Source organism: Paraburkholderia sp. BR10923 (genome assembly GCF_040948765.1).
GTDB lineage: Bacteria > Pseudomonadota > Gammaproteobacteria > Burkholderiales > Burkholderiaceae > Paraburkholderia > Paraburkholderia youngii.
This window is the reverse complement of sequence record NZ_JBFPKO010000012.1, coordinates 88,496-108,265: the sequence shown is the minus strand read 5'-3', so window position 1 is coordinate 108,265 and position 19,770 is coordinate 88,496. Positions and strand designations below refer to the sequence as shown.

Here is a 19,770-nt window from a genome sequence, read left to right as displayed (position 1 = left end):
CCCTTTTCGTTCAGCTTCTGAACCGGTCGATGATGACGCTAAGCTCCGCGCCGACCTTGACGCCGAGCAGCGTGGAAATCAGCGGGATCGCGCCGGCGCTGAAGAACGTGCCGAACTGGCCGCGCGGCAGAAAGCGCGCGTCGAGAAAACCGCCCGCGAGCACGAGGCCCAGAATGCCGATGCAAACGTAGAGCACGCCCGCGAGCGATTCGACGACGCTCAGCAGCGCGAGGTTCAGCGTCGAGCGGGGCCGCGCGAGCAGCATCAGCATCACCGCGGATGCGACGATCGCGCCGCCCTGGAAGCCGCCGCCCGCCGACAGATGGCCGTTGACGATTACGTAGCCGCCGAAGGTGAAGATCATCGGTAGCAGCACCTGTTTGCCGGTATGTACGATCTCGCCGGCGGGCCGGCGCGCAAGCGCGGCTTCTTCCGCCACAGCGGTGGGCGTTGCGCTTTCCTCATTCAGCAGCACGCCGACGCTCGCCGCGACCATGAACAGCACCGCGACTTCGCCGAGCGTGTCGAAGCCGCGAAACGTGATCAGGATGCCGGTCACGATGTTCGGAGCGCCGAGTTCGAGCGGCCCTCTGACGACGTAGTACCAGGCGAGCGGGCGCAGCCCCTGCAACTCCGAATAGCCGCCGACAATTCGCCAGAACACGACCGCGAACAGCAGCACCGTCAGCAGCGCGAACACGCGACGCATCATGATTCGGCCTTCCCGGCGGTGCGCGCGTCTTCGTCGGCGAGCGCGTCGGTGATCGTGGACGGGGTCATCGGCGTGCGGATCAGCCAGGCGGCGCGCGATAATGCATGCGAGGACAGCGGGTTGGTCACGAGCACGAAGTAGATCAGCAGGATCAGACGGAAGGTCCAGCTCGGGTGGTAGAACGCGAGGCCGATCAGCACGAGCATGTTGCCGAGCGTCGACGCCTTGGTGCCGGCCTGAATGCGCGTATAGGCATCCGGCATGCGCAGCAGCCCGAGGCCGGCGGAGAACAGAAAGACGGCGCCCAACAGGATGAACACGCTGCCGGTCAGTTCGAACATGCGCTAGCCCTTCTGATAGCCGGTTTTGCGGATCGCGTACAGAAAGACGAAAGTCGTGAGTCCCGAGCCGATCGCGGCTTCGGCCATCGCGACGTCCGGCGCGGCGAGCAGCAGGAAGGCGACCGCCGCGAACAGGCTCGCGAGTCCGGAGCTCACCATCGCGGCCAGCAGATTCTTCAGGCAGACGGCCAACACCCCGCTCACGAGGATGCTCGCGCACATCAGCAGCAGGAGCAGTTCGAGCATCGCTCACAGCCCCCTTTCAAGAAAGCGCGCAATCGCGAGCACCGCGAGAAAGCTGAGCAGTGCGTACACGAGCGCGACGTCGATATAGACGAAACGACCGGAGAACTGCGCATACAGCGCGATCAGCGACAGCGAGATGACCGTCAGCACGTCGATCGCGACGATGCGGTCGACGACGGTTCTGCCGATCACGAGACGGATCACGCCGAACAGGATCGCGAACAAGATCAGCACGCCGGCGATCCGGAGCATGATCTCAGCCAAAGACTTTCTCCAGATGCTTTTCGAACGGTGTGACGAGTGCGTTGGTCGCTTCGTCGATATCGGTCGTCTTCACGTCGAGCCAGTGAATGAAAAGTATGTCGTCCCGAACGTCCATCACGAGCGAGCCCGGCGTGAGCGCAATCGAATTGGCGAGCGCGAGACGGCCGAGCGGCGTTTGGAGGCGGGTGCGAACCTTGACGATGCCGGGCTTGATGTCGATACGCGGCGAGTACACCAGCGCCATCACATTCAGATTGGCGCGTACGAGCTCGACGATGAAAGTCACGCTATACGCGGCGAAGTGATACGGCGCGGCTGGCGTTAGACGTAGGCGCTGCCATGCTTCGCTCGACGATACGAAGACACGCGCGACGACGAAGGTAATGACGAGACCGACAAGAGCGGGTTCGACCGCGAGCGATGCATTCGCGACCATCCAGATGACGAACAGGACGACCCAGAGGCCGGGCATTCCCCGAGGAACGAACGACGACACCGGTTTTCCGTTGTTCGAAGGCATGTCATCGGTTCCTAAGGAGGCCTTGCGGAAAATTCTAAGTGACAATTTATGGCAAATCAAACCCGACGCCGATCACCGCTCGTTGATTGAAAAAACCGCGATAGATGGATGTGTGCAAACAATACCCGTCCTGACGTATCTCGCTAAGTGGCTGTTTTGTATGAATATTCGTCTTTCCCGCAATTCCATGTTTGCAAACAGATACGGTCTGGCGCGCGGCGCGCTGCAAAACGGATTTGCAAATGAAATCTGTACTGATGCCCTTTGGCATGCCGTGCACTCAGGCAAGTACCACCTTCGTATCGGGGCACGACTCGACGGTGGCCATTCCGAAACCAGAATGAAAAAAGACTGCAGAGATTTCTCTGCAGCTCTTTGACTTTCAAGGCGTCTATGCTTCGCGCGTTCGGAAATTTTGCTGCGGTGTGGCTTCCGTCAACGCATCATCGCTGCCTTCCTCCAGCGAAATATGCCGGGTTTCGCGTCCCTTGACCCACCAGATCGCGGCGGCAATGGGACCGGGCAGCGCAAGCGCCAGCAGCACGAGCAACGGTGCGGAAGTTGTGCCCGTCGTGCTGAAGGCGCTGGTGAGCAGTAGCGGCGTGATCATTGCGCCCACTCGACCGAAAGCAACGGACACGCCCAAACCCGAGGCGCGCAACCGCGTCGGCAGGATTTCAGACGAAACCACGTAAGCCGAGATGTAACCCCACGTGACGCCAAACTGGATCAGGCAGTAGCCGACCACCATGGAAGGCAGCGTTTGCGCAAAGTACACCACCAGGATAGCGAGCACGGTGAACGTGTAGCTCGTGAACAGCGACGAGCGACGCCCCCACGACTCGAGCACACGCGATGCCAGCAAGCCGCCGAGCAAAGCCGCTACGTTGCCGTAAATGTAGTAGATCGGCATCGCAGCAGCAGGCACTTTCATGTACGGCAGAATGACGAGCGCCATCAACGACAGTACGCCATACACTACGACTGCCTGCGAGAAGTTCAGCGCACTGGCAAGGCCGCACGGTCCGCGATAGCGGCCAACCAGCTCACCCACATTGCGCCAGAACGTCGGGTGTGCGGGCACGATCGCGGTGGGCTGATAGCGCTTCTGCGCTTCGGTAGCCGCGCTGATCCCGGCGCGCTTCGCATACGCGGCAATTTCATCGACGATTGCTTCAGCTTCGGTCACGCGCCCTTGCTGCAGAAGCCAGCGCGGCGATTCGGGAATCACGCGGCGAATCCAGAAGAAAATCAGGGCCATCGTGGTACCCAGGCCGAAACCCACGCGCCACGCGGTGTCGGGCGGCAGGAGATTCAGCGCGTAGTACGAAACAACGGCGGACAGCACGGCACCGAGGGGAAAACCCGACAGGATCAGCGCGTCGGTACGTCCGCGATTGCGGCGCGGAATGAATTCGCCCATGGTGGCCGTCACGGCGGAGTATTCGCCGCCCACGGCGAGCGCGGTCAGCGCGCGGAACACGAGAAAGGAGTGGTAATCCCACGCGAAGATGGTTGCCACGCTGAACGCGGCATACCAGAGGAGCGTAGCCAGGAACAGGCGTTTGCGGCCGAAGCGATCCGCCAGGTAGCCGAACGCGACCGCGCCGATCAGAATGCCGAGCACCCACACGCTTACGGCCAGCGAGCTTTGGGCCGCGTCGAGGTGCCAAAGCGCCTTGATCGTGCCGAATACGCTACCGATGATATTGGTTTCAAAAGAGTCGAGCGTCCAGCCCACTCCCAGCGCGACCGTCAGCAAGGTGTGGAAGCGGGTCCACGGCATGTGATCGAGCCGGGTTAAGGCGTCGGTCTTGATGGTGGTTCGGGAAGTCATGTCGATATGTTCCTTTCCTGATTCGTTGTGATATTCGTCGTACTAAGTAAAGTGACATCTTGAAGACACATGCGATTCATGCCGTGCGGATTAGCTGGCCATGGCGGCCCCCTCGGACGTCTGTGCAGTCCGAAAATCACGGGGAAGCACGTGAGCCATGCCGTCCCGCGCGATCAAAACACCTTCTGGCATGACGTTTTCTGATTGCTCAAGTAGCCACGTATCGAACGTATGGGATGCATGCGTCATCCATGCACGTACTGGCCGCAGCTGCTTGACTAGCGCACATGCGGTATTCCAGTCGTTGTGGTTGGTCGGCTGATCCGTTGGCGGTAAAGAACAGTCGAGAGCCAGCGAAAGTGCTTCCCATCTCTGCAGCCACTCCAGCGTGGAAGGCGGCAACCCGATCGTGTCAGTCAGATAGGCGAAGCGTTCGCCCTCTGGCCCTTCGATTGCATAGCCGAACGTTGGTTTGGAATGGATCAGCGGCAGCGCCGTAAAACGCAGGTCGCCGACATCGAAAGTGCCGAATTTCTGTGCCTGATTAAATGCGAGCAGGCCCGGGTTGCGATACAGATCGGCGCAACCGTTGCTGTCTGGCGGGGCCCAGGTCGGGATGGATTTCCCGACGCCCCAGCGCAGATGGAACAACCCTTGCACGTGGTCTGGATGGAAGTGCGTGAGTGCGATCGCGTCGAAACTTCCAGCGGGAAAACGCTCGGATAGGTCCATCAGTCCGGCATCGAGCAGAACGCGGGTCGTGTCCGTTTCGATCAATGCGCTGCAGGGGCGACGAACGCAAGCGGGTAAGGCTCGCGCTCGTGTACATGCGGGGCAGTTGCAGCCGTAGAGCGGTACGCCGCCTGCCGCGCCGGTGCCGAGGAAAGTAACGCGCATCATGATGGCTCCGCACAGCGGAGAATTAGCGAAACCAGTGCCTCTCCCGCCTGTCCGAGATCACCGTCGTTGCGGATGATCTCCACTTTGCCGGCACGCTGCTCGAGCAAATGGTTGCGCCGCAGGCGCTGCTCCACCTGCTCGACCGTTTCGCGACCGCGCGCCAGAAGGCGTTCACGCAGTACCGCTTGCGGCACTGCAATTTCCACCGGCACGAGGTGGGGGTAGCGCGTGCGTGCATGCGGCAGATATTCGCGCGACCCGTTCATCACGACGGTCAACCCTTTATCCAGCCAATGGTCGATCTCGGCCCCGATACCGTATTGCAGCCCATTGCTCGTCCAGTTCAGCGCGAACAGGTCCGAGCTGCTGCGCGCCGCGAACTCTTCGGGACTCAGCGCGACGTGATTCTCGCTACCGGCGTCCGCTGCGCGCGTGATGTAGCGATGAGCAAAGCAGATCCCCACGTGGCCGGACAACTGCTCGCGCGCATAGCGCAGCAGGCTATCCTTGCCGCTGCCGGAAGGACCGCTTACGTAGATCAGATTGCCTGACATGGAAGCGGCCTCAGTGATGCACGCGGCTCGCGCCGAGCACGAGCTTGCCGCGAGACCACACCTGGTCGGCATGCGGCAACCCACCTATCCGCTGGACTGCGACCAGATCGGCGCGCTGTCCGACCGCGATCTCGCCGCGGTCGTTTAGCCCGGCTGCCCGCGCCGGATTGCGCGTCACGAGCGCGACCGCGTGCGCGAGCGAAACGTCCGCGACCTCGGGCAGCTTGAACGTGGCTGGCAGCAACGAGGCAGGCGAGTAGTCGCCGCACAGGCAGTCTGCGACGCCTGCCAGCACGGCATCGAGCGCACGCATGTTGCCCGACTGCGACTTGCCGCGCAGAATGTTCGGCGCGCCGAACAGCGTGGCTATGCCGCTGCTGCGCGCGGCCTGGGCCGTTTCGAGGTTGATCGGGAACTCCGAGATCGTCGCACCGAGATCGCGTACCACGTCGACCTTGGCGGCCGAATCGTCGTCGTGGCTTGCAATTGCGACACCCTTGGCGCGCGCCAGCGCAGCCAGTTGCTGCATGCGTTCGATCGCGCCTCTGGCCGCCTCTGCCTTCTGCTTCATGATCTCGTCGAGCGTGGCATCGTCGGCTTTGTAGGCGTTCGCAAGGTATTTGCGGAACGACTCCACGTCGCGAAACTGACCCTGGCCCGGGCTGTGATCCATGAACGAGATCAGGTCGATCACGCCTTCGTCCATCAGCGACGACAGAACCGGAGGGGCGGTGCCGTCGGTCACCTCGAAGCGTGCATGGAATCTGTTATCGATTAGCGCATGCGCTTGCCAGGCGTGGATCGAGCGGCCGAGCTCGGCTGCCGTTTCGTTGTTGCGTACGCCGAACTCGCGGTTCGCGAAAGACAGCGCATGAAATACCGTGGTGATGCCCGCAGACGCATTGCGCTTGTCTGCCTGCGCGCAAGCGAAGTCGATCGGGAAATACACGCCGGGACGAGGCTCCACCTCTTTTTCAAGCGAGTCGCAGTGCAGGTCGATCATACCTGGGATCAGCGTATGTTCTTGCAGGTCGACCACGGTCGCTCCGGCGGTATGTTCTGGGTCGAGCGCCGCGATTTTGCCGTCCTCGATGAGTACGGCGAGTCTTTCACGCACTTCGTCAGCGAGAACGACGGTTGCGTTCGTCAGGAGTTGGCGGCTCATTGCGTGATCGCTTCAGAAAGAGGGGAGTGGACAACCGGCGGTGCAAGTTCGATCACCTGGTCGGCAAGGCGCTCTACGAGGTCCAGATGGTGGAAGATGGCGAGCATCGCCACACCTTCGGCCTTGATCCCTTGCAGGATCTCCACAACCTTGTCGGTGGTGCGCGGATCGAGGCTTGCGGTCGGTTCGTCGAGGAGTAACAGGCGCGGGCGAGCGACGAGGCCCCGCGCCAGGTTGACGCGCTGCTTTTCACCACCCGAGAAGGTCGCAGGGGGCACTTCCCAAAGACGCTCGGGCACGTTCAGCGCATCGAGCATTCCACGCGCGTTGTCGCGCGCTTCGGCACGCGCGGTGCCGCGCACGAGCAGCGGCTCGGCCACGACATCGACGGCGGCCTTGCGCGGCAGGCAGTGCAGGAATTGCGTGACGAAGCCAATCTCGTCTTTGCGCAGCGCGAGCACTTCGTGCTCGGACGCCTGCGCGAGATCGACCGTCTCACCGGCTGCGGTGCGGAACAGCAGGCTTCCGGCGCTCGCGAGGTAAGTACGGTAGATGCATTTGAGCACCGACGATTTGCCGGCACCGGTCGGGCCGATCAGCGCGGACAGGCGGCCCGGCTCGACGGCAAACGAGACGTTCGCGCAGGACGGGATGGTCTTGCGCTGATCGTGCAGCGCAAAGTGCTTGCTCAGATTTTTAACGGTCAGGATCGCGGACATTGGTTTACCTCAGAGAGCGGAGGCCACAAGCCGCTGCGTGTACGCATGCTGCGGGTCTTCGAGAATCTGGTCGGTCAGGCCCGACTCGATGATGCGGCCGTACTTCATCACGATCGTGCGGCCCGCCAGCAAGCGGATCACGCCGAGATCGTGCGTGACGGCGATCATCGCCGTGCCGAGTTCCTGCTGGATCTCGAGGATCAGATCGAGGATGCGCGCCTGCACCGACAGGTCGAGGCCAGTCGTAACTTCATCGAGGAACAGCAGCGGTGGACGGGTCGCGAGTGCCTTCGCGATCTGCACCCGCTGTTGCATGCCGCCCGAAAACTTCTTCGGCGACTCGTCCATACGTTCGGGCAATACCTCGGTGCGCGAGAGCAGGTCGCGTGCGCGTTCCCGGATCTCGCCGAACAGCGTCACGTCGTTCATCAACAGGCGCTCGGCGATGTTGCCGCCGGCCGACACGTTGAAGTTCAAGCCGAGATGCGGGTTCTGGTACACCATGCCGAAGCGATGATTGCGCAGCCAGCGTTGTGCTGCGGCATTCGCTGCGAACAGGTCCCAGTCATTGTCTTCATCGAAGAAGCGCGCGGTGCCCGCGGTTGGCTTTTCATCGAAGTACAGCGTTTTGACGACGGTCGACTTGCCCGACCCCGACTCACCCATGATCCCGAGAATCTCGCCGGGCCGCAGGTCGAAGCTGACGTCGTGGGCAGCCACCACCGAACCGCAATGCGGGCAGATGTTGGTGTCCTGTTCCGGGCCGGTGCTTTCGATGCAGCGCTCGCAGCCTGTGCCGTGAATCTTGGTCAAGCCGCGCACTTGAAGAATGGGGCTCACTGGACTGCTCCTTCGTTCGTTGCGTTGGCCTTCTGCTGAGTGCGGCCGTTGCGATAGTCGTTGCAGTAGTCCGAATCCGAACATTGGTACGACCTGTCGCCGTCCTCGCCGATGATCTCGTCGAGAAAACTGTCGATCGAGCCGCAGCGCACGCAGGCGCGGCGATTGCCGTGCTCGTCGTGGAAGTCCTCGGTGCGGAACGGCACGTCGTCGAACGCGAGCGGGTCCGCGCGGGTATAGGGCGGCACCGCATAAATCTTCTTTTCGCGTCCCGCACCGAGTAGCACGAGCGCGGCCGACATGTGCAGCCGCGGCACGTCGTAGCGCGGAATCGGACTCGGGTCGATCACGTAATGACCGTTGATCCGCGTCGGATAGCGATGCGAGATAGTGATTTCATCGAACTGCACGATGTCTTCGTACAGCTTGGTCAGCAGACGCGAGTAGTCACCTTCGCCGTGCATCGTCTTGCGGCGCGCCTCGGACGGTTCCACGACGACCAGCGGATCGGGATACGGCACCTGCAGGACGAGAATCTGCTCTTCGGTCAACGCGACTTCGGGAATCCGGTGGCGCGACTGGATCAACGTGGCTTCACGGGTGTGCTCGGTAGTCTGAACACCCTCGCAGGTGAGTTCGACGAAGTGACGCAGATTGACCGCATTGACCGAGTCGTCGGAGCCTTGGTCGATCACCTTGAGCGTGTCGTCCGGACCGACGAGGGACAGCGTGAGCTGCAGACCGCCCGTGCCGAAACCACGGCCCATCGGCATTTCACGAGAGGCGTACGGCGTCTGGTAGCCGGGAACGCAAATCGCTTTAATCACCGCGCGGCGGATCTCACGCTTCGCGTATTCATCGAGGAAGCCAAAGTTGTAACCTGCTTCGTCGAGCGGCAGTTCGTAGAGGTCGTTCATAGCTCGACTCCTTGTGCATCCTGTTCGGTCTGCTTGTCCGCAGCCTTTTGCTGGGTCGTGCGCAGCCGGTCCATGTCCGACTGGAACGTGACGTAATGCGGCATCTTGTAGTGGCTCGCGAAACCCATCGAATCGACGCCGTCGATATGCAGCAACACGAACTCCGGGTCCTCCGACGGATTGGTCGGACCGTTTCGCATGCCGTTCTGCAGCGAACGGTCAAGCACGGCCATCGAGATCGCCTTGACTTCGTTGTGGCCGAAACACGCGCCATAGCCGAGGGTGAAGACGGGTGGCCCGCCGCCGTCGTCGTCTTCGTACATCGCGACCATCTCGCACTCGGTCATCAGCACCTCGCCGGCCTCGACGAGTTCGCCCGTGACCGGATGGGGAATTCGCACCGGCACATAGCCGACACGCAGTTCGGCCACGGTCGGGTGGACATCGCCATAGCCGCGCATGTTCGAGTAAGCGACCGCGAGCAGCGAGCCGGTTTCGGCGCGCGCCATCGTCGCGAGGGCGGCGGAACGCGGAACCGGGAAGATCAGCGGATCGCGCGTGACATCGAAAGGCTCGGTGCGTGACGGCTGCAGCGCCGGGAGCAGTCCTTCGGCGCGCAGTGCATCCACGACCTTCGGGAAGGTGTCCGGCAGATCGCTTTCGTCGATCGAGTCGAGAAACGTGCGTGCAACCGAGCGGAACGCTTCGGGTGATTCGTTGGCGAGGTCGAGGCGCATCAGGCGCAGCGCGTAGTCGTTGGTCGGACCGAGCATCTGACCGCCAGGAATGTCCTTGAACGCGCTGGAGATACGGCGGATCACGCGCATTTCGCCCGTGTGCTGTACGGGCGCCTCGAGCAGCCGAGGCTTGGTCGAACGATAGGCTCGCAGTGCGAACGCTGCTTCGAGCGTATCGCCCTGCATCTGCTTGATAGCGAGCGCGGCGAGGCGCGGGTGATACAACCCGCCTTCCGAAACCACTCGCGAGGTCAGCGAACGAAGCTGATGTTCGATCGTCTGCAGGGTCAGCGGCGTGCCGTGCTCGCCCTCGGCCGTACGCAACGCGTCGACGACACGCTCTGCGCCCTCGATTGCCCGGCCGCCGCCCTTGATAGCCACATAACCCATTACCGGCCTCCTTCGATGGCAACTTTGATCGTGCGGGGCAGTGCGACTACGCTGCACTCGTCCAGCAGTACCAGATCGACGCCAAGTGGGAAGCCGCTGTTCCATTGCTTGCGCAACTTCCACCACTGCGGGTCGACTCCCGACACGTGCAGCGAAACGCTGCTTTGAATGCCTGGACCGCTGAGGACGAGCTCGCCACCTTGCTTGATCTCATCGACGACCAGTACGAGTGTTGCGCCGCTTTCCGGGCTGTCGAGCGTGCCGAAAGCAGGCTCGACAGCGGGTAGTTGACTGCCCGGCATCACGACGAATTGAGCCTGATCCGCACTAGTGGACTTCGCGCCGAGGCGCTGACGGTCTGCCGCGCCGATCATCTCGCAGGGATCGGCCAGCGTAGTTGCGGGATCGACCAGCGTCGCAAGCACGAGTGGCAGCACATGCGTGGCCTGCGTCTCGAGTTCGCTGATTCGGCCAGGATAGGAAAACGCATCCAGGATGCGGCGAAACGCGCGCTGCTGAACCAGTGGTGTCCAGTCGGCCGGATGCGAGACGATACGCGTCTGCAGTTCATTCATCATCGTCCTCCTGCGCGGCGAGCAACGCGAAGTCCACGCGCGTTGCCGCCAGCAGCTTCTTGCGATCGGCCGCGGTTGCTTCGACGATCTGTTTGCCTTCACGAAGAAGTTCCACGGCCGCATCATGCCCAGGCCAGGCGGCAGCCGTTACCGCGTCCAGGATCGCGAGTGCGCGAATCAGGCTCGTGCGGTCATCCATGACGATCGCCGCGCCTTCGGCGGTGCCGCCTTGTGGGTCGGTCAGGCGCACATGCGCCTTTGCGACCGGAATCTCGCCGAGGTAGTAAGTCTCGCCCATGGCAGCGTCGGTGAGTGGCACCAAGGCGAGGCCCGATTGCGGGATTTCCAGGTCTTCCACCTGAAATTGCTCACCGAATTGACGCGCGAGTGCGCGAATGCGCTGTGCCGGCACGTTCGTCCAGTAGCGCATCCAGTCCCCGCGAGTGGGCTGCGACGCTGTCGCGTTCATGAGTTGTCCTTCTGAATATACATATAGCACTAGAAACTTGGTGAAGCAGTTAGATTTCTTAGCCGATTTATGCGGCCCGAAGGCCGCAACCTTTGCCTCAGGGATGACCCCAGACCCCTTACAGCAGCGGAATGCGCAACTGGACGCGGTCTGCGCGGAACCGGGTAATCACATACTCGACCGGCTTGTTGTCGCGCTCATCCACATTCACGCTCTTGACCCGCAACACTGGCCGGTTTTGCGGCATGCCAAGGATTCGCGCGTCGTCACCTTGGGGTAGCACTGCCGTGACGGCGCTATCGACGCGACGCAGCTGGCAGCCATACTCTGCATTCAGAAAAGCGTGAAGGGAGTCGCCTTGATAACGGACAAGCAGATCGGGGAAGGGTTGTGCTGGCAAGAAATGCGAAATGAGGCACATCGGCTTGCCGTCCACGCTTCGTAACGTTTCCAGCCAATGCACGGGCTCGCCTTCCAGGATGGCCAGGCGTTCGGCAACGCGCACACTGGCAGGCAAGGTCTGCTTGCGCAGGATGCGGTTTCCGGCCAGCAAACCCTGAGCGTTCAGGGTTTCGGTAAAGCGGGTGGTTTTGCCGATCTGGTAGTCGATCTGGTTATCGAGCACAAGGATGCCGCGGCCATGACGGCGCTCCACCAGGCCGGCCTCGACCAACTCGTCGATGGCACGACGGAGCGTGTGCCGGTTCACCCCAAAGCGTGACGCGAGTTCGCCCTCGGATGGCAGGTAGTCGCCAGGTGCATAGACGTTGGCGATTTCCTGTTCCAGTTGTCGTGCGATCTGGGCATACAAGGATTCGCCCTGTTCTCGACTGACAGCGTACAAGCTCATATACGGTTATCTAGATAAGTGGATAACCGAATCCTACAAAGAGTGTGTGACAGAGATGTGATGCGGGGATGGCAGGTTCTCGGAAGTCGACTGATAGCGGCGTCCGTGTCGAAAAGCCACGGAACGATTGCAATTCCGAGCCGGCGTCTGGACCTTTGTCCAACGGGTTCGCGCACACGACGACAGCCGTCTGTAATGCCAACGACTCTCCAGCTTCATGGAACGGCCCTAAGGTCTTACCGTTGTAATCAACGGTAAGGAGACGGCAAATGGTGAGGCCCCAACTGTCACAACGATGCAATAAGGTATGCGTACGACTTTCGATCGCAGCATTCGCGGGAGTCGCCGCGTTAGCGTTCGCTACGTTGCCCGCCGGCGTATCTGCGGCAGGCAACGATCGAACGTCCCCAACACTGACGCCGATCAAGCATGTGATCATTGTTGTCGGCGAAAACCGAACGTTTGATCACGTTTTCGGCACCTATCAACCCGCGCAAGGCCAATCAGTGTGGAACCTGCTGTCGCGCGGCATCGTCAATGCGGATGGCTCCCCTGGGCCACACTTCGCGAAGGCACAGCAATATCAGGCGCAACTGATTGGACCGGCCAAATTCGCGCTGGCCCCGTCGAATAAAACGCCGTACGGGACGCTGCCGGCGCCCAACACCGGCGGGGCGCCGACTGCGGCGAGCGATGCGAGCCCGCCACCATTCGCGACTCACGATGCGGCCGCGCAGGCCGAGGGGACGGCGCTCGAAGCGTCCGACATCGATCAACTGTTGACCGGCGCGACAGGGCTGCCGGCGCATGCAGAGGATTCGCGGGTGGCCAACTACAATGCGTTGCTGAACGGTCCATACCTGTTGCAGCCTCCGCTCTATGATGCGTACATGGGTGGTCCGGTGCACCGCTTCTATCAAGCCTGGCAGCAAGCGGACTGTGCCGTCGCGCATGCGAGCCGCGAGAATCCGAGTGGCTGTCTGGGCGACCTGTTTGCGTGGGTCGAGACTACCATCGGCGCGGGTAGCAACGGTAAGCCGCGACCGACGCCTTTTAGCGATCAGACCACCGGTGAAGGCTCGAATGCGCTCGGCTTTTACAACGTGAACAATCGCGACATGCCGTACTTCACGCAACTGGCGCGGCAGTACGCGATGAGCGACAATTATCACCAACCGGTGATGGGCGGTACGGGGGCCAACAGCATCATGATCGGCGCCGCTGATGCGTACTACTACACCGACGGCAACGGCAACGCGGCAACGCCACCTTTGGATCAGATTGAAAATCCCGATCCGTTGGCCGGCACCAACAACTGGTACACCCAGGATGGCTACTCGGGCGGCAGCTATAGCAACTGTTCGGACCCGGGCCAGCCGGGCGTCGGCCCGATCCTTCAATACCTCGAATCGTTGCCCTACGACCCCAAGGCGAACTGCGCGCCAAAGCACTATTACCTGCTGAACAATTACAACCCTGGATATAACGGCGACGGCACGGTACTCGACAGGTCGAAGTCGCCTTTCACGATCCCGCCGTCACCGGTGCGCACCATCGGGGACACTCTGCTTGATCGCAACATCCCCTGGAAGTATTACGGGGAAGGCTGGCAGAGCTTCATCAAGGATCCGACGAAAAGCGTCTACTGCAACATCTGCAATCCGTTCCTGTACGAGACGTCGATCATGACGAACCAGCAGGTGCGGGACACGCATCTTGCAGATTTGCCTGACCTGTATGCGGACATCGGCGCGGGCAATCTGCCAGCTGTATCGTTTGTAAAGCCGGGCGGCTTGCTTGATGGACATCCGACATCGTCGAAGTTTGGACTTTACGAGGCGTTCGTGAGGAAACTGGTCGATGCGGTAAAGAGCGACCCGAAGCTATGGGCCACGACGGCGATCCTGATCACCACCGACGAGGGCGGCGGCTACTACGATTCAGGCTATGTTCAACCCATTGACTATTTTGGCGATGGTTCGCGCATCCCGATGATCGCAGTGTCGAAGTACTCGACCGGAGGACGCATTTCCCACAGCTACTCCGATCACGCTTCAATCGTCAAATTCATTGAGCGCAACTGGGGATTGCCGCCGATCACGGGTCGTAGTCGTGACAACCTGCCAAATCCGATCCAACGCAGCCATAACCCATACGTGCCGGTGAATGCGCCTGCGATCGGTGACCTGTTCGATCTGTTCGATTTCAAGCGGGAATCCGACGATCACGATCATGACCACGGCAGGCCGGACAGCGATGACGATCGCAGCGGCGGTAAGGGATGGTGGCCTTTCTGATCGTGTTCTGCACGAGGTACGCTGGGCACCACAAAATGGAACCGCCGCGCACTCCCGGCGCGGCAGTTTCATCCGCAGGGCGAGCGGACTATTGAGGCGATGCTGCTAGCGACCGCTGAGCCGCCGGCGCATTCGTCAGAGCGCTTCAAACCTGGGCGCGCAAGGACCTTAACCCCGTGCGCACTTCGTTCGCGAAAATCATCGGTTCTTCCCACGCGGCGAAGTGCCCGCCAGTTTCGGGCTTGTTGAAGTAAATCAGGTTGTGATATGCCTTTTCGGTCCAACTCTTTGGCGCCTGGTAATTTTCTCCGGGAAACGCACTCACAGCGGCTGGCACATTGACGTCGGCCGCGAGAAAGAAGTTCGCGTGCGATTCCCAATAGAAGCGAGCCGCCGAAACCCCCGTATTGGTGAGCCAATAGAGTGTGATGTCGTCGAGCACGTCGTCGCGCGTGAGCGCACCTGCGGCATGACCGTTGACGGGATGACCGAGCACTGCCGCGCTCAACGCCGCAGCGGGCTGGCCGTAGCCATCGCCATGATCGAGCAGCCAGGACGCCAGCGCGACCGGCGAGTCGGCGAGTCCGTACAGCGTCTGCGGGCGTGTGCCCATTTCGAATGCGTAACCGCGCTTCTTCTTGAAGTTGGCGCTCAACTGTTCATACGCGTGCTGCTCCTCGTCCGATAAGCCGGCAGGCATCGCGTCGCCCGCGGCCAGCGACTTCAGAACCTCTGCGGGAACGGAAGCAGGGAAGTTCACGTGAATCCCCATCAGTTCGGGCGGCGCCTGTTTGGCCATGATGTTCGTCACGATGGCGCCGAGATCGCCTCCCTGGGATGCAAAACGCTGATATCCGAGCCGCTTCATCAACGTGACCCACGCGCGGGCGGTGCGCTCCGGACCCCAGCCCGTTGTGGTTGGTCTCGCTGAAAAACCATAACCAGGCAATGATGGAATCACGAGATGAAAGGCGTCCGAAGCCGGCGCGCCATACGCAGTCGGATTGACGAGCGGATCGATGATCTTGAACTGTTCGATCACCGAGCCGGGCCAGCCGTGCGTCACGATCAATGGCATCGCGTTGTCGTGCTTCGATCGCACATGGATGAAATGGATATCGAGTCCATCGATCTCGGTGACAAACTGCGGATACGAATTCAGCCGCGCCTCGCATTTGCGCCAGTCATAGCCGGTCGCCCAGTATTGCGCGAGCCCCTGAATGGTGGCGAGCTGAATGCCCTGCGATTCGTCGGATACCGTCTCGCGATCCGGCCAGCGCGTGGCCTTGATGCGACGCCGCATGTCGACGAGCTGCGAGTCCGGAACATGAACGTGGAACGGACGAATTGCGGACCTGTCGCCGTTCGCGGGTTCCACGATTTTGCCGACTTCCGGGTTCGTATCTGCGAAGGCGAGGCGGCTCAGCGAGCCTGCGGCGAGCGCCGCGGCGGCCATACCGACGAAGTGTCGACGCGATGCGGATGGTGGGGTGTCTTTTGACATGGAATCGATCTCCTGCCTTGATCAGCGTGTTGCGTTGCGAGTGAAATCTGCGACGTACAGCTTCACGAAGTCATACGTGCGGTTCGCGGCCCGGCGTTCGGCTCGCGACGGGCGTATTTGACCGGATGAACGTATCGCGTTTGTGTCCGAGAGCTGGATGTGTGTAAGCGCGCGTATCCAGTCTGTTTGCAGATACGTTGGGATACAAAGGAAGACCTGGGCGAGAGGGAGGGGCGTGACGACGGGGGGCGGGAACCCAATGTGCCTCCATTCACTGCAGCAAAGAGGACGGCAGCGGTGAACGCAGCGGGACGCACACAAACATGCTCATGCGCGACGGTCGGTTATCTGAGGTGGATAGGACGTTCGAGCGTCCACATGGAAATGCGGGCCACCGTCCGTAGTTGGCCGACCGGTTCTGCGCAGTAGCGAGAACCCGCTACCCGAGAGCCGCGCCGGCCTGCGCGTGGCTCCAGTTCAGAAGCGATACAACGGTCGCATAAGCCCTTGGATTTAAGCGCCTCAGCCAAAGCTACCTCTGCGTACCTCAGGTCACTCCGTGAAGCCATGCCCTTCGGTTGTTTGTCCCCTGCGATGATCGTTCCCCTCAAGGACCGAGTTGCCAACGCAGTACCGGATGGGTCGCGCCGGCCGGGAGTGCCCAGACGCCGGTTGAGCTGAAGTCGAACGTCGGGCCGAAACTAGATGGCATGCTCATCTGCGCGGTGGTGAGTCCATTCGCGATCGGCACCGGAGTACCCGTGCCCACGCCGACCGTGGCCCCGGTTGTCTGCGTGTCCCAGTAGACGTCGTTGGCGATCGTGCCGGTGTTGCTTAGCGCCAGGCCGAACGGCGGGGGGCCACGACCGGCCAGGACCATTTGGGTGACTGTGCCGGTCGCGAAAGATTGCTCGATCGTGCCGGTGTTGCTTTGAACGAGCGCCGCGCTCCCCGTGCCAAAGCAGGCGAAGCCGCCACCACCACCGCAGTAGTCGGGCGCATACGTAACGGAGCCGGTCGCATATGACTGCGTGATCAGACCGTCGTTTGTGCCGACCAGACCGCCGGCGCCCAGACCGTGAGCCGCGGAATTCACGGTGCCCGGCCCAAACGACGGCGGGATGTCCGGGCTTTGCGATTCATACGACTGCCGGATTACGCCGGTGCTGAAGTTGTATCCGACGAGGCCGCCCAACACGCCCTCGCTCACCATCGCCGCGTCGCTGGACGAGCGTGTGATCGTGCCGTAATTCGAGCCCACGAGACCGCCGCTCATCGCATCGATCGAAACGAAAGGTTCAGATAAGGAAAGGCTGCCACTCGTCTGGGCGCGCACGATCTGGCCGTCGTTGACGCCGGCCAGGATGCCGAAGGAGCCATAGCCGCTGATGCTCACGAAGCCGCTCACGCTGACGTTGCGAACGACGCCCGTCGCGCCGACCACACCGAATAGACCACTGGCTGCCTCGGGATTCGCCGGATCGCCCGTGGCGGGAACACTCTGCCACGCATTCAGATTCGAGATCGTGTGGCCCAAGCCGTCGAACTGTCCGGCGAACGGCGCGGCGCCAGTTCCGATCGGCACATAGACGCCTGTGCCGCAGCAACGTGGCGTGCTGATGTCGATGTCCTTGCCGAGCGCATAGTTGCTGGCGAGATCGAGCGAAATGTTTTCCAGATCCACAAGTGAATTGACGAGCTGGTAGCCGGTAATCTGAGTGATCAGTCCGCTGTCGGACGGCGCCGTCCAGGTCGTGTTGGCGAGCAGTGTCCCCGGCGTGTAGGTGCCGTTCATGTCGTATAGCGCGCTGACCGTCCCGGTGCTCTTCGACCAGTCGATCGTGCCGCCGTTCGTCACGCTGCCGCCGTTATCGATGCCTGTCGCGTCCGCGCGCAGCGTAAGGTTGCCAGTACCCGTGTCGCGGATCGTCGCGCCCGGAGAAAGCGCGACGTTGTGGTAAGCCGCGAGCGTCAGCGCCGACGCACCGCGCCAGTCGATATCGGATGCGATAAGCAGGTCACCAGCCGCACCGTTGGCGCCGGTGGTCGAGAGTTCGACAGTGGACCCCGCATTCAGGCTGCGTTGGAGCGCACGCGCCACTGAAGCGTCCACGGTAAGCGATGGCGTTGCGATGTTCCATCGACCGGCGTACACGGCGGCGCCGCGCTGGAACGACAGTTGCGCTGCCTCGGTATCGACCGTGCCTCCACTGCCGTCCGGGTTCTTCGCTACGATTGCGCCTCGTTGCGACACCGTGCCGTCGTCCGCCACGAGCCACACATGCCCGTCGCGAGTCGCACTGCCCGTCGCACGGATGCGCGCGCCGCCGCCCGCGAGTGCATATACGTTGCCGTCCGCGGCTTGCAGGCTGATCTGCGCGGCGCGCGTGGTACCCGAATCGACCACGTTGCCCGCGCTGCCCGCCTGGACGAATACCTGTTGGCCGCTCGACGAGTCCTGCAGCAGCACCTTCGACCCGGCCGCGAATTCCGCCGTACCGTCAGGCGCATTGACGGTGCCGCCGTTGATTACGGTCCGCGCGATCAGGAACACGTCGCCGCCGCTGGAACTGATTTTCCCGAGATTCACGACTACCGCGTCCGAGTTGCCCGACACGGTGAGCGCGCCGCCCTTCATGAACGCACAGTTGTCCGTGTCCAGCGTCGATGCGACGAAGCGTCCGCCCGTCGTCACCACGCCGGATGGACCCACGACGACACCTTGCGGATTGACCAGATACACGCTGCCCGTGGCACTGAGCTTGCCGAAGATCGCGGAGAGCGAGCCTCCCGTCACGCGGTTCAGCGTCGCACCACCGCCGTTATTGAACGTCACGCTATTGCTTCCGCCGATCGAGAAGCTGTTCCAGTCGATCACACCACGTGTCGAACCGGATTGCGTGATCACGAGGCTGTTGCCTGCGCCCGCTATCGTGCCGGTGCCGGCGACGTAACGGCCGCCTTGCGGCAGGCTACCCGCCGCGAACGCCACAGGTGTGAGGGACAGTCCAGCCAGCGAAATACCGATGGAGAGCCAGAGGGGTCCGCTCGACTGCCGTCGACCCGGTGTGCGTCGCGCGGGCCGAGGTTGTTCCGGATGTGACATACAGCCCCCTTTCCGCGTGCGTGCGGAATGGTTACCGACGACCCCGCAGAGCCGGCCGGAAACGCGTGAGTCGCAGCATATGAAGAATAGCAGTTGGCGTCGCGGGTGCATGCCGGTTTCTCAGCGCATTGCGCCTTCCTGGCAGGACTTTTGCGACATGGCCGCTTGTGATTGGGCGAATGACACCTACAGGGGCCTCACAGCATCACCGGCGTTGCCAGTGACGGTCAAGTCAACCAGCCACCGAGGAAGGGCAGAAGCACCGGGCGGACAAACGCCGACATAGTGCCGTTCATCGCCATTCCCAGTCCCGAGTAGGCGCCGGCGTCTTCACTGATCCGAAACGCCCTGGTACTTAAGGCGTGGGAAGCAACACCCATCACAAAGCCGCGCACGTCGTCACGCCGCACACCAACGGCATCCATGACTACGTTTCTCAGGGTCGCACCGGTAATGCCGGTCAAGATGACGATCGCCGCGGTGAGCGAAGGCAACTCGTCACTGACCGTCTGGATTGACCACCATTGGATGTTGGGCGGGACCGGTTTGCGACGATCCGGCCATCGGCGACCCATATCCCGACGTGTGCTGGCCAGTCGCGTGCTGCGCGGCAACACGCCTTTCGGCAGCCTGAATATCAGCGGGATACTGGGCATCCAGTGCGGCGGCCGGGTTGTAGCCATTCTGTTCGAGTTGCAGCACTTCTGCCTCGACCTTGGCGCGCGTGACTGGCTTTTTCAGGACAGGCCCCGGCGCGGCGCCAAAGAAGACCCCATGGGTTCGGCGGGAACGCATGTGCTGGATTGACATAGCTCGTCAGACCGCCC

At 61.9% G+C, this 19,770-nt stretch carries 21 protein-coding genes and 1 pseudogene; 2 read left to right on the top strand and 20 right to left on the bottom strand.

The annotated features are described in order from the left end of the window. Nucleotides 1-10: 10 nt before the first annotated feature. Genes AB3X94_RS22695 through AB3X94_RS22675 form a run of 5 tightly spaced genes read right to left on the bottom strand, consistent with a single transcriptional unit; the run spans nucleotide 11 to nucleotide 2,083 of the window. Nucleotides 11-712 (bottom strand): Na(+)/H(+) antiporter subunit B, encoded by a 702-nt coding sequence (locus AB3X94_RS22695; RefSeq protein WP_176111603.1) that lies wholly within the window; start codon nucleotides 710-712, stop codon nucleotides 11-13. Then, nucleotides 709-1,053 carry a monovalent cation/H(+) antiporter subunit G gene (gene mnhG / locus AB3X94_RS22690; RefSeq protein WP_176111604.1) on the bottom strand — a complete coding sequence of 115 codons (345 nt, stop codon included), beginning with the start codon at nucleotides 1,051-1,053 and terminating at the stop codon, nucleotides 709-711. Before mnhG ends, AB3X94_RS22695 begins: the two co-directional genes overlap by 4 nt. Before the next feature lie 3 nt (nucleotides 1,054-1,056). Further along, on the bottom strand, nucleotides 1,057-1,299 hold the full coding sequence (locus AB3X94_RS22685) for a hydrogenase subunit MbhD domain-containing protein (protein WP_018433708.1): 243 nt from the start codon (nucleotides 1,297-1,299) through the stop codon (nucleotides 1,057-1,059). Nucleotides 1,300-1,302: 3 nt separating this feature from the next. Beyond that, the gene (locus tag AB3X94_RS22680; protein ID WP_176111605.1) at nucleotides 1,303-1,563 is read right to left on the bottom strand and encodes a monovalent cation/H+ antiporter complex subunit F; all 261 of its coding nucleotides are present in this window, start codon (nucleotides 1,561-1,563) and stop codon (nucleotides 1,303-1,305) included. Further along, nucleotides 1,556-2,083, bottom strand: coding sequence for a Na+/H+ antiporter subunit E (locus AB3X94_RS22675; RefSeq protein ID WP_176111606.1), 528 nt, complete (start codon nucleotides 2,081-2,083; stop codon nucleotides 1,556-1,558). Before AB3X94_RS22675 ends, AB3X94_RS22680 begins: the two co-directional genes overlap by 8 nt. Here AB3X94_RS22675 and AB3X94_RS22670 point away from each other — a divergent pair. Further along, nucleotides 2,082-2,462, top strand: a complete 381-nt coding sequence (locus tag AB3X94_RS22670) for a hypothetical protein (RefSeq protein ID WP_368612781.1) — start codon at nucleotides 2,082-2,084, stop codon at nucleotides 2,460-2,462. The two genes, AB3X94_RS22675 and AB3X94_RS22670, sit on opposite strands and share 2 nt — an antisense overlap. A gap of 12 nt (nucleotides 2,463-2,474) precedes the next feature. Here the strand turns inward: AB3X94_RS22670 and AB3X94_RS22665 are convergent, their stop codons facing one another. From AB3X94_RS22665 to phnF, 11 genes are all read right to left on the bottom strand, one after another. Continuing rightward, on the bottom strand, nucleotides 2,475-3,920 hold the full coding sequence (locus tag AB3X94_RS22665) for an MFS transporter (RefSeq protein ID WP_368612780.1): 1,446 nt from the start codon (nucleotides 3,918-3,920) through the stop codon (nucleotides 2,475-2,477). Between the two features lie 90 nt (nucleotides 3,921-4,010). Beyond that, the gene (phnP, locus tag AB3X94_RS22660) at nucleotides 4,011-4,817 is read right to left on the bottom strand and encodes a phosphonate metabolism protein PhnP (protein ID WP_368612823.1); all 807 of its coding nucleotides are present in this window, start codon (nucleotides 4,815-4,817) and stop codon (nucleotides 4,011-4,013) included. Further along, nucleotides 4,817-5,374: a phosphonate metabolism protein/1,5-bisphosphokinase (PRPP-forming) PhnN gene (phnN, locus tag AB3X94_RS22655; protein ID WP_176111610.1), complete on the bottom strand. Its 558-nt coding sequence runs from the start codon at nucleotides 5,372-5,374 to the stop codon at nucleotides 4,817-4,819. The genes phnP and phnN overlap by 1 nt, the downstream gene beginning before the upstream one ends. Before the next feature lie 10 nt (nucleotides 5,375-5,384). Further along, nucleotides 5,385-6,539 (bottom strand): alpha-D-ribose 1-methylphosphonate 5-triphosphate diphosphatase, encoded by a 1,155-nt coding sequence (locus tag AB3X94_RS22650; RefSeq protein WP_368612779.1) that lies wholly within the window; start codon nucleotides 6,537-6,539, stop codon nucleotides 5,385-5,387. Further along, nucleotides 6,536-7,258, bottom strand: a complete 723-nt coding sequence (gene phnL, locus AB3X94_RS22645; protein ID WP_368612778.1) for a phosphonate C-P lyase system protein PhnL — start codon at nucleotides 7,256-7,258, stop codon at nucleotides 6,536-6,538. Before phnL ends, AB3X94_RS22650 begins: the two co-directional genes overlap by 4 nt. 9 nt (nucleotides 7,259-7,267) lie before the next feature. Then, complete coding sequence (locus AB3X94_RS22640) at nucleotides 7,268-8,098, bottom strand: ATP-binding cassette domain-containing protein (protein WP_176365371.1); 831 nt, start codon at nucleotides 8,096-8,098, stop codon at nucleotides 7,268-7,270. Beyond that, on the bottom strand, nucleotides 8,095-9,015 hold the full coding sequence (locus AB3X94_RS22635) for an alpha-D-ribose 1-methylphosphonate 5-phosphate C-P-lyase PhnJ (RefSeq protein ID WP_368612777.1): 921 nt from the start codon (nucleotides 9,013-9,015) through the stop codon (nucleotides 8,095-8,097). Before AB3X94_RS22635 ends, AB3X94_RS22640 begins: the two co-directional genes overlap by 4 nt. Beyond that, entirely contained in the window at nucleotides 9,012-10,142 is a 1,131-nt protein-coding gene (locus AB3X94_RS22630) for a carbon-phosphorus lyase complex subunit PhnI (RefSeq protein ID WP_368612776.1), read from the bottom strand. The genes AB3X94_RS22635 and AB3X94_RS22630 overlap by 4 nt, the downstream gene beginning before the upstream one ends. Then, a complete protein-coding gene (gene phnH / locus AB3X94_RS22625; protein WP_368612775.1) occupies nucleotides 10,142-10,720 on the bottom strand; it encodes a phosphonate C-P lyase system protein PhnH in 579 nt (192 codons plus the stop codon). The genes AB3X94_RS22630 and phnH overlap by 1 nt, the downstream gene beginning before the upstream one ends. Next, a complete protein-coding gene (gene phnG / locus AB3X94_RS22620) occupies nucleotides 10,710-11,186 on the bottom strand; it encodes a phosphonate C-P lyase system protein PhnG (protein WP_176111617.1) in 477 nt (158 codons plus the stop codon). The genes phnH and phnG overlap by 11 nt, the downstream gene beginning before the upstream one ends. A 118-nt stretch (nucleotides 11,187-11,304) precedes the next feature. After that, on the bottom strand, nucleotides 11,305-12,036 hold the full coding sequence (gene phnF, locus AB3X94_RS22615) for a phosphonate metabolism transcriptional regulator PhnF (RefSeq protein WP_176111618.1): 732 nt from the start codon (nucleotides 12,034-12,036) through the stop codon (nucleotides 11,305-11,307). Nucleotides 12,037-12,467: 431 nt separating this feature from the next. On the opposite strand from phnF, the gene AB3X94_RS22610 reads away from it, so the two are divergent. Continuing rightward, on the top strand, nucleotides 12,468-14,333 hold the full coding sequence (locus tag AB3X94_RS22610) for an alkaline phosphatase family protein (protein ID WP_312883695.1): 1,866 nt from the start codon (nucleotides 12,468-12,470) through the stop codon (nucleotides 14,331-14,333). 145 nt (nucleotides 14,334-14,478) lie between these two features. On the opposite strand, the gene AB3X94_RS22605 is transcribed toward AB3X94_RS22610, so the two are convergent. From AB3X94_RS22605 to AB3X94_RS22590, 4 genes and pseudogenes are all read right to left on the bottom strand, one after another. Further along, nucleotides 14,479-15,837 carry an alpha/beta fold hydrolase gene (locus AB3X94_RS22605; protein ID WP_368612774.1) on the bottom strand — a complete coding sequence of 453 codons (1,359 nt, stop codon included), beginning with the start codon at nucleotides 15,835-15,837 and terminating at the stop codon, nucleotides 14,479-14,481. Nucleotides 15,838-16,444: 607 nt separating this feature from the next. Beyond that, the gene (locus tag AB3X94_RS22600) at nucleotides 16,445-18,943 is read right to left on the bottom strand and encodes a filamentous hemagglutinin N-terminal domain-containing protein (protein ID WP_368612773.1); all 2,499 of its coding nucleotides are present in this window, start codon (nucleotides 18,941-18,943) and stop codon (nucleotides 16,445-16,447) included. Nucleotides 18,944-19,170: 227 nt separating this feature from the next. After that, a complete protein-coding gene (locus tag AB3X94_RS22595) occupies nucleotides 19,171-19,407 on the bottom strand; it encodes an LrgB family protein (RefSeq protein WP_368612772.1) in 237 nt (78 codons plus the stop codon). Between the two features lie 34 nt (nucleotides 19,408-19,441). Further along, nucleotides 19,442-19,681: pseudogene (locus tag AB3X94_RS22590) on the bottom strand (DUF4148 domain-containing protein); the annotation flags it as partial. Nucleotides 19,682-19,770: the final 89 nt, after the last annotated feature.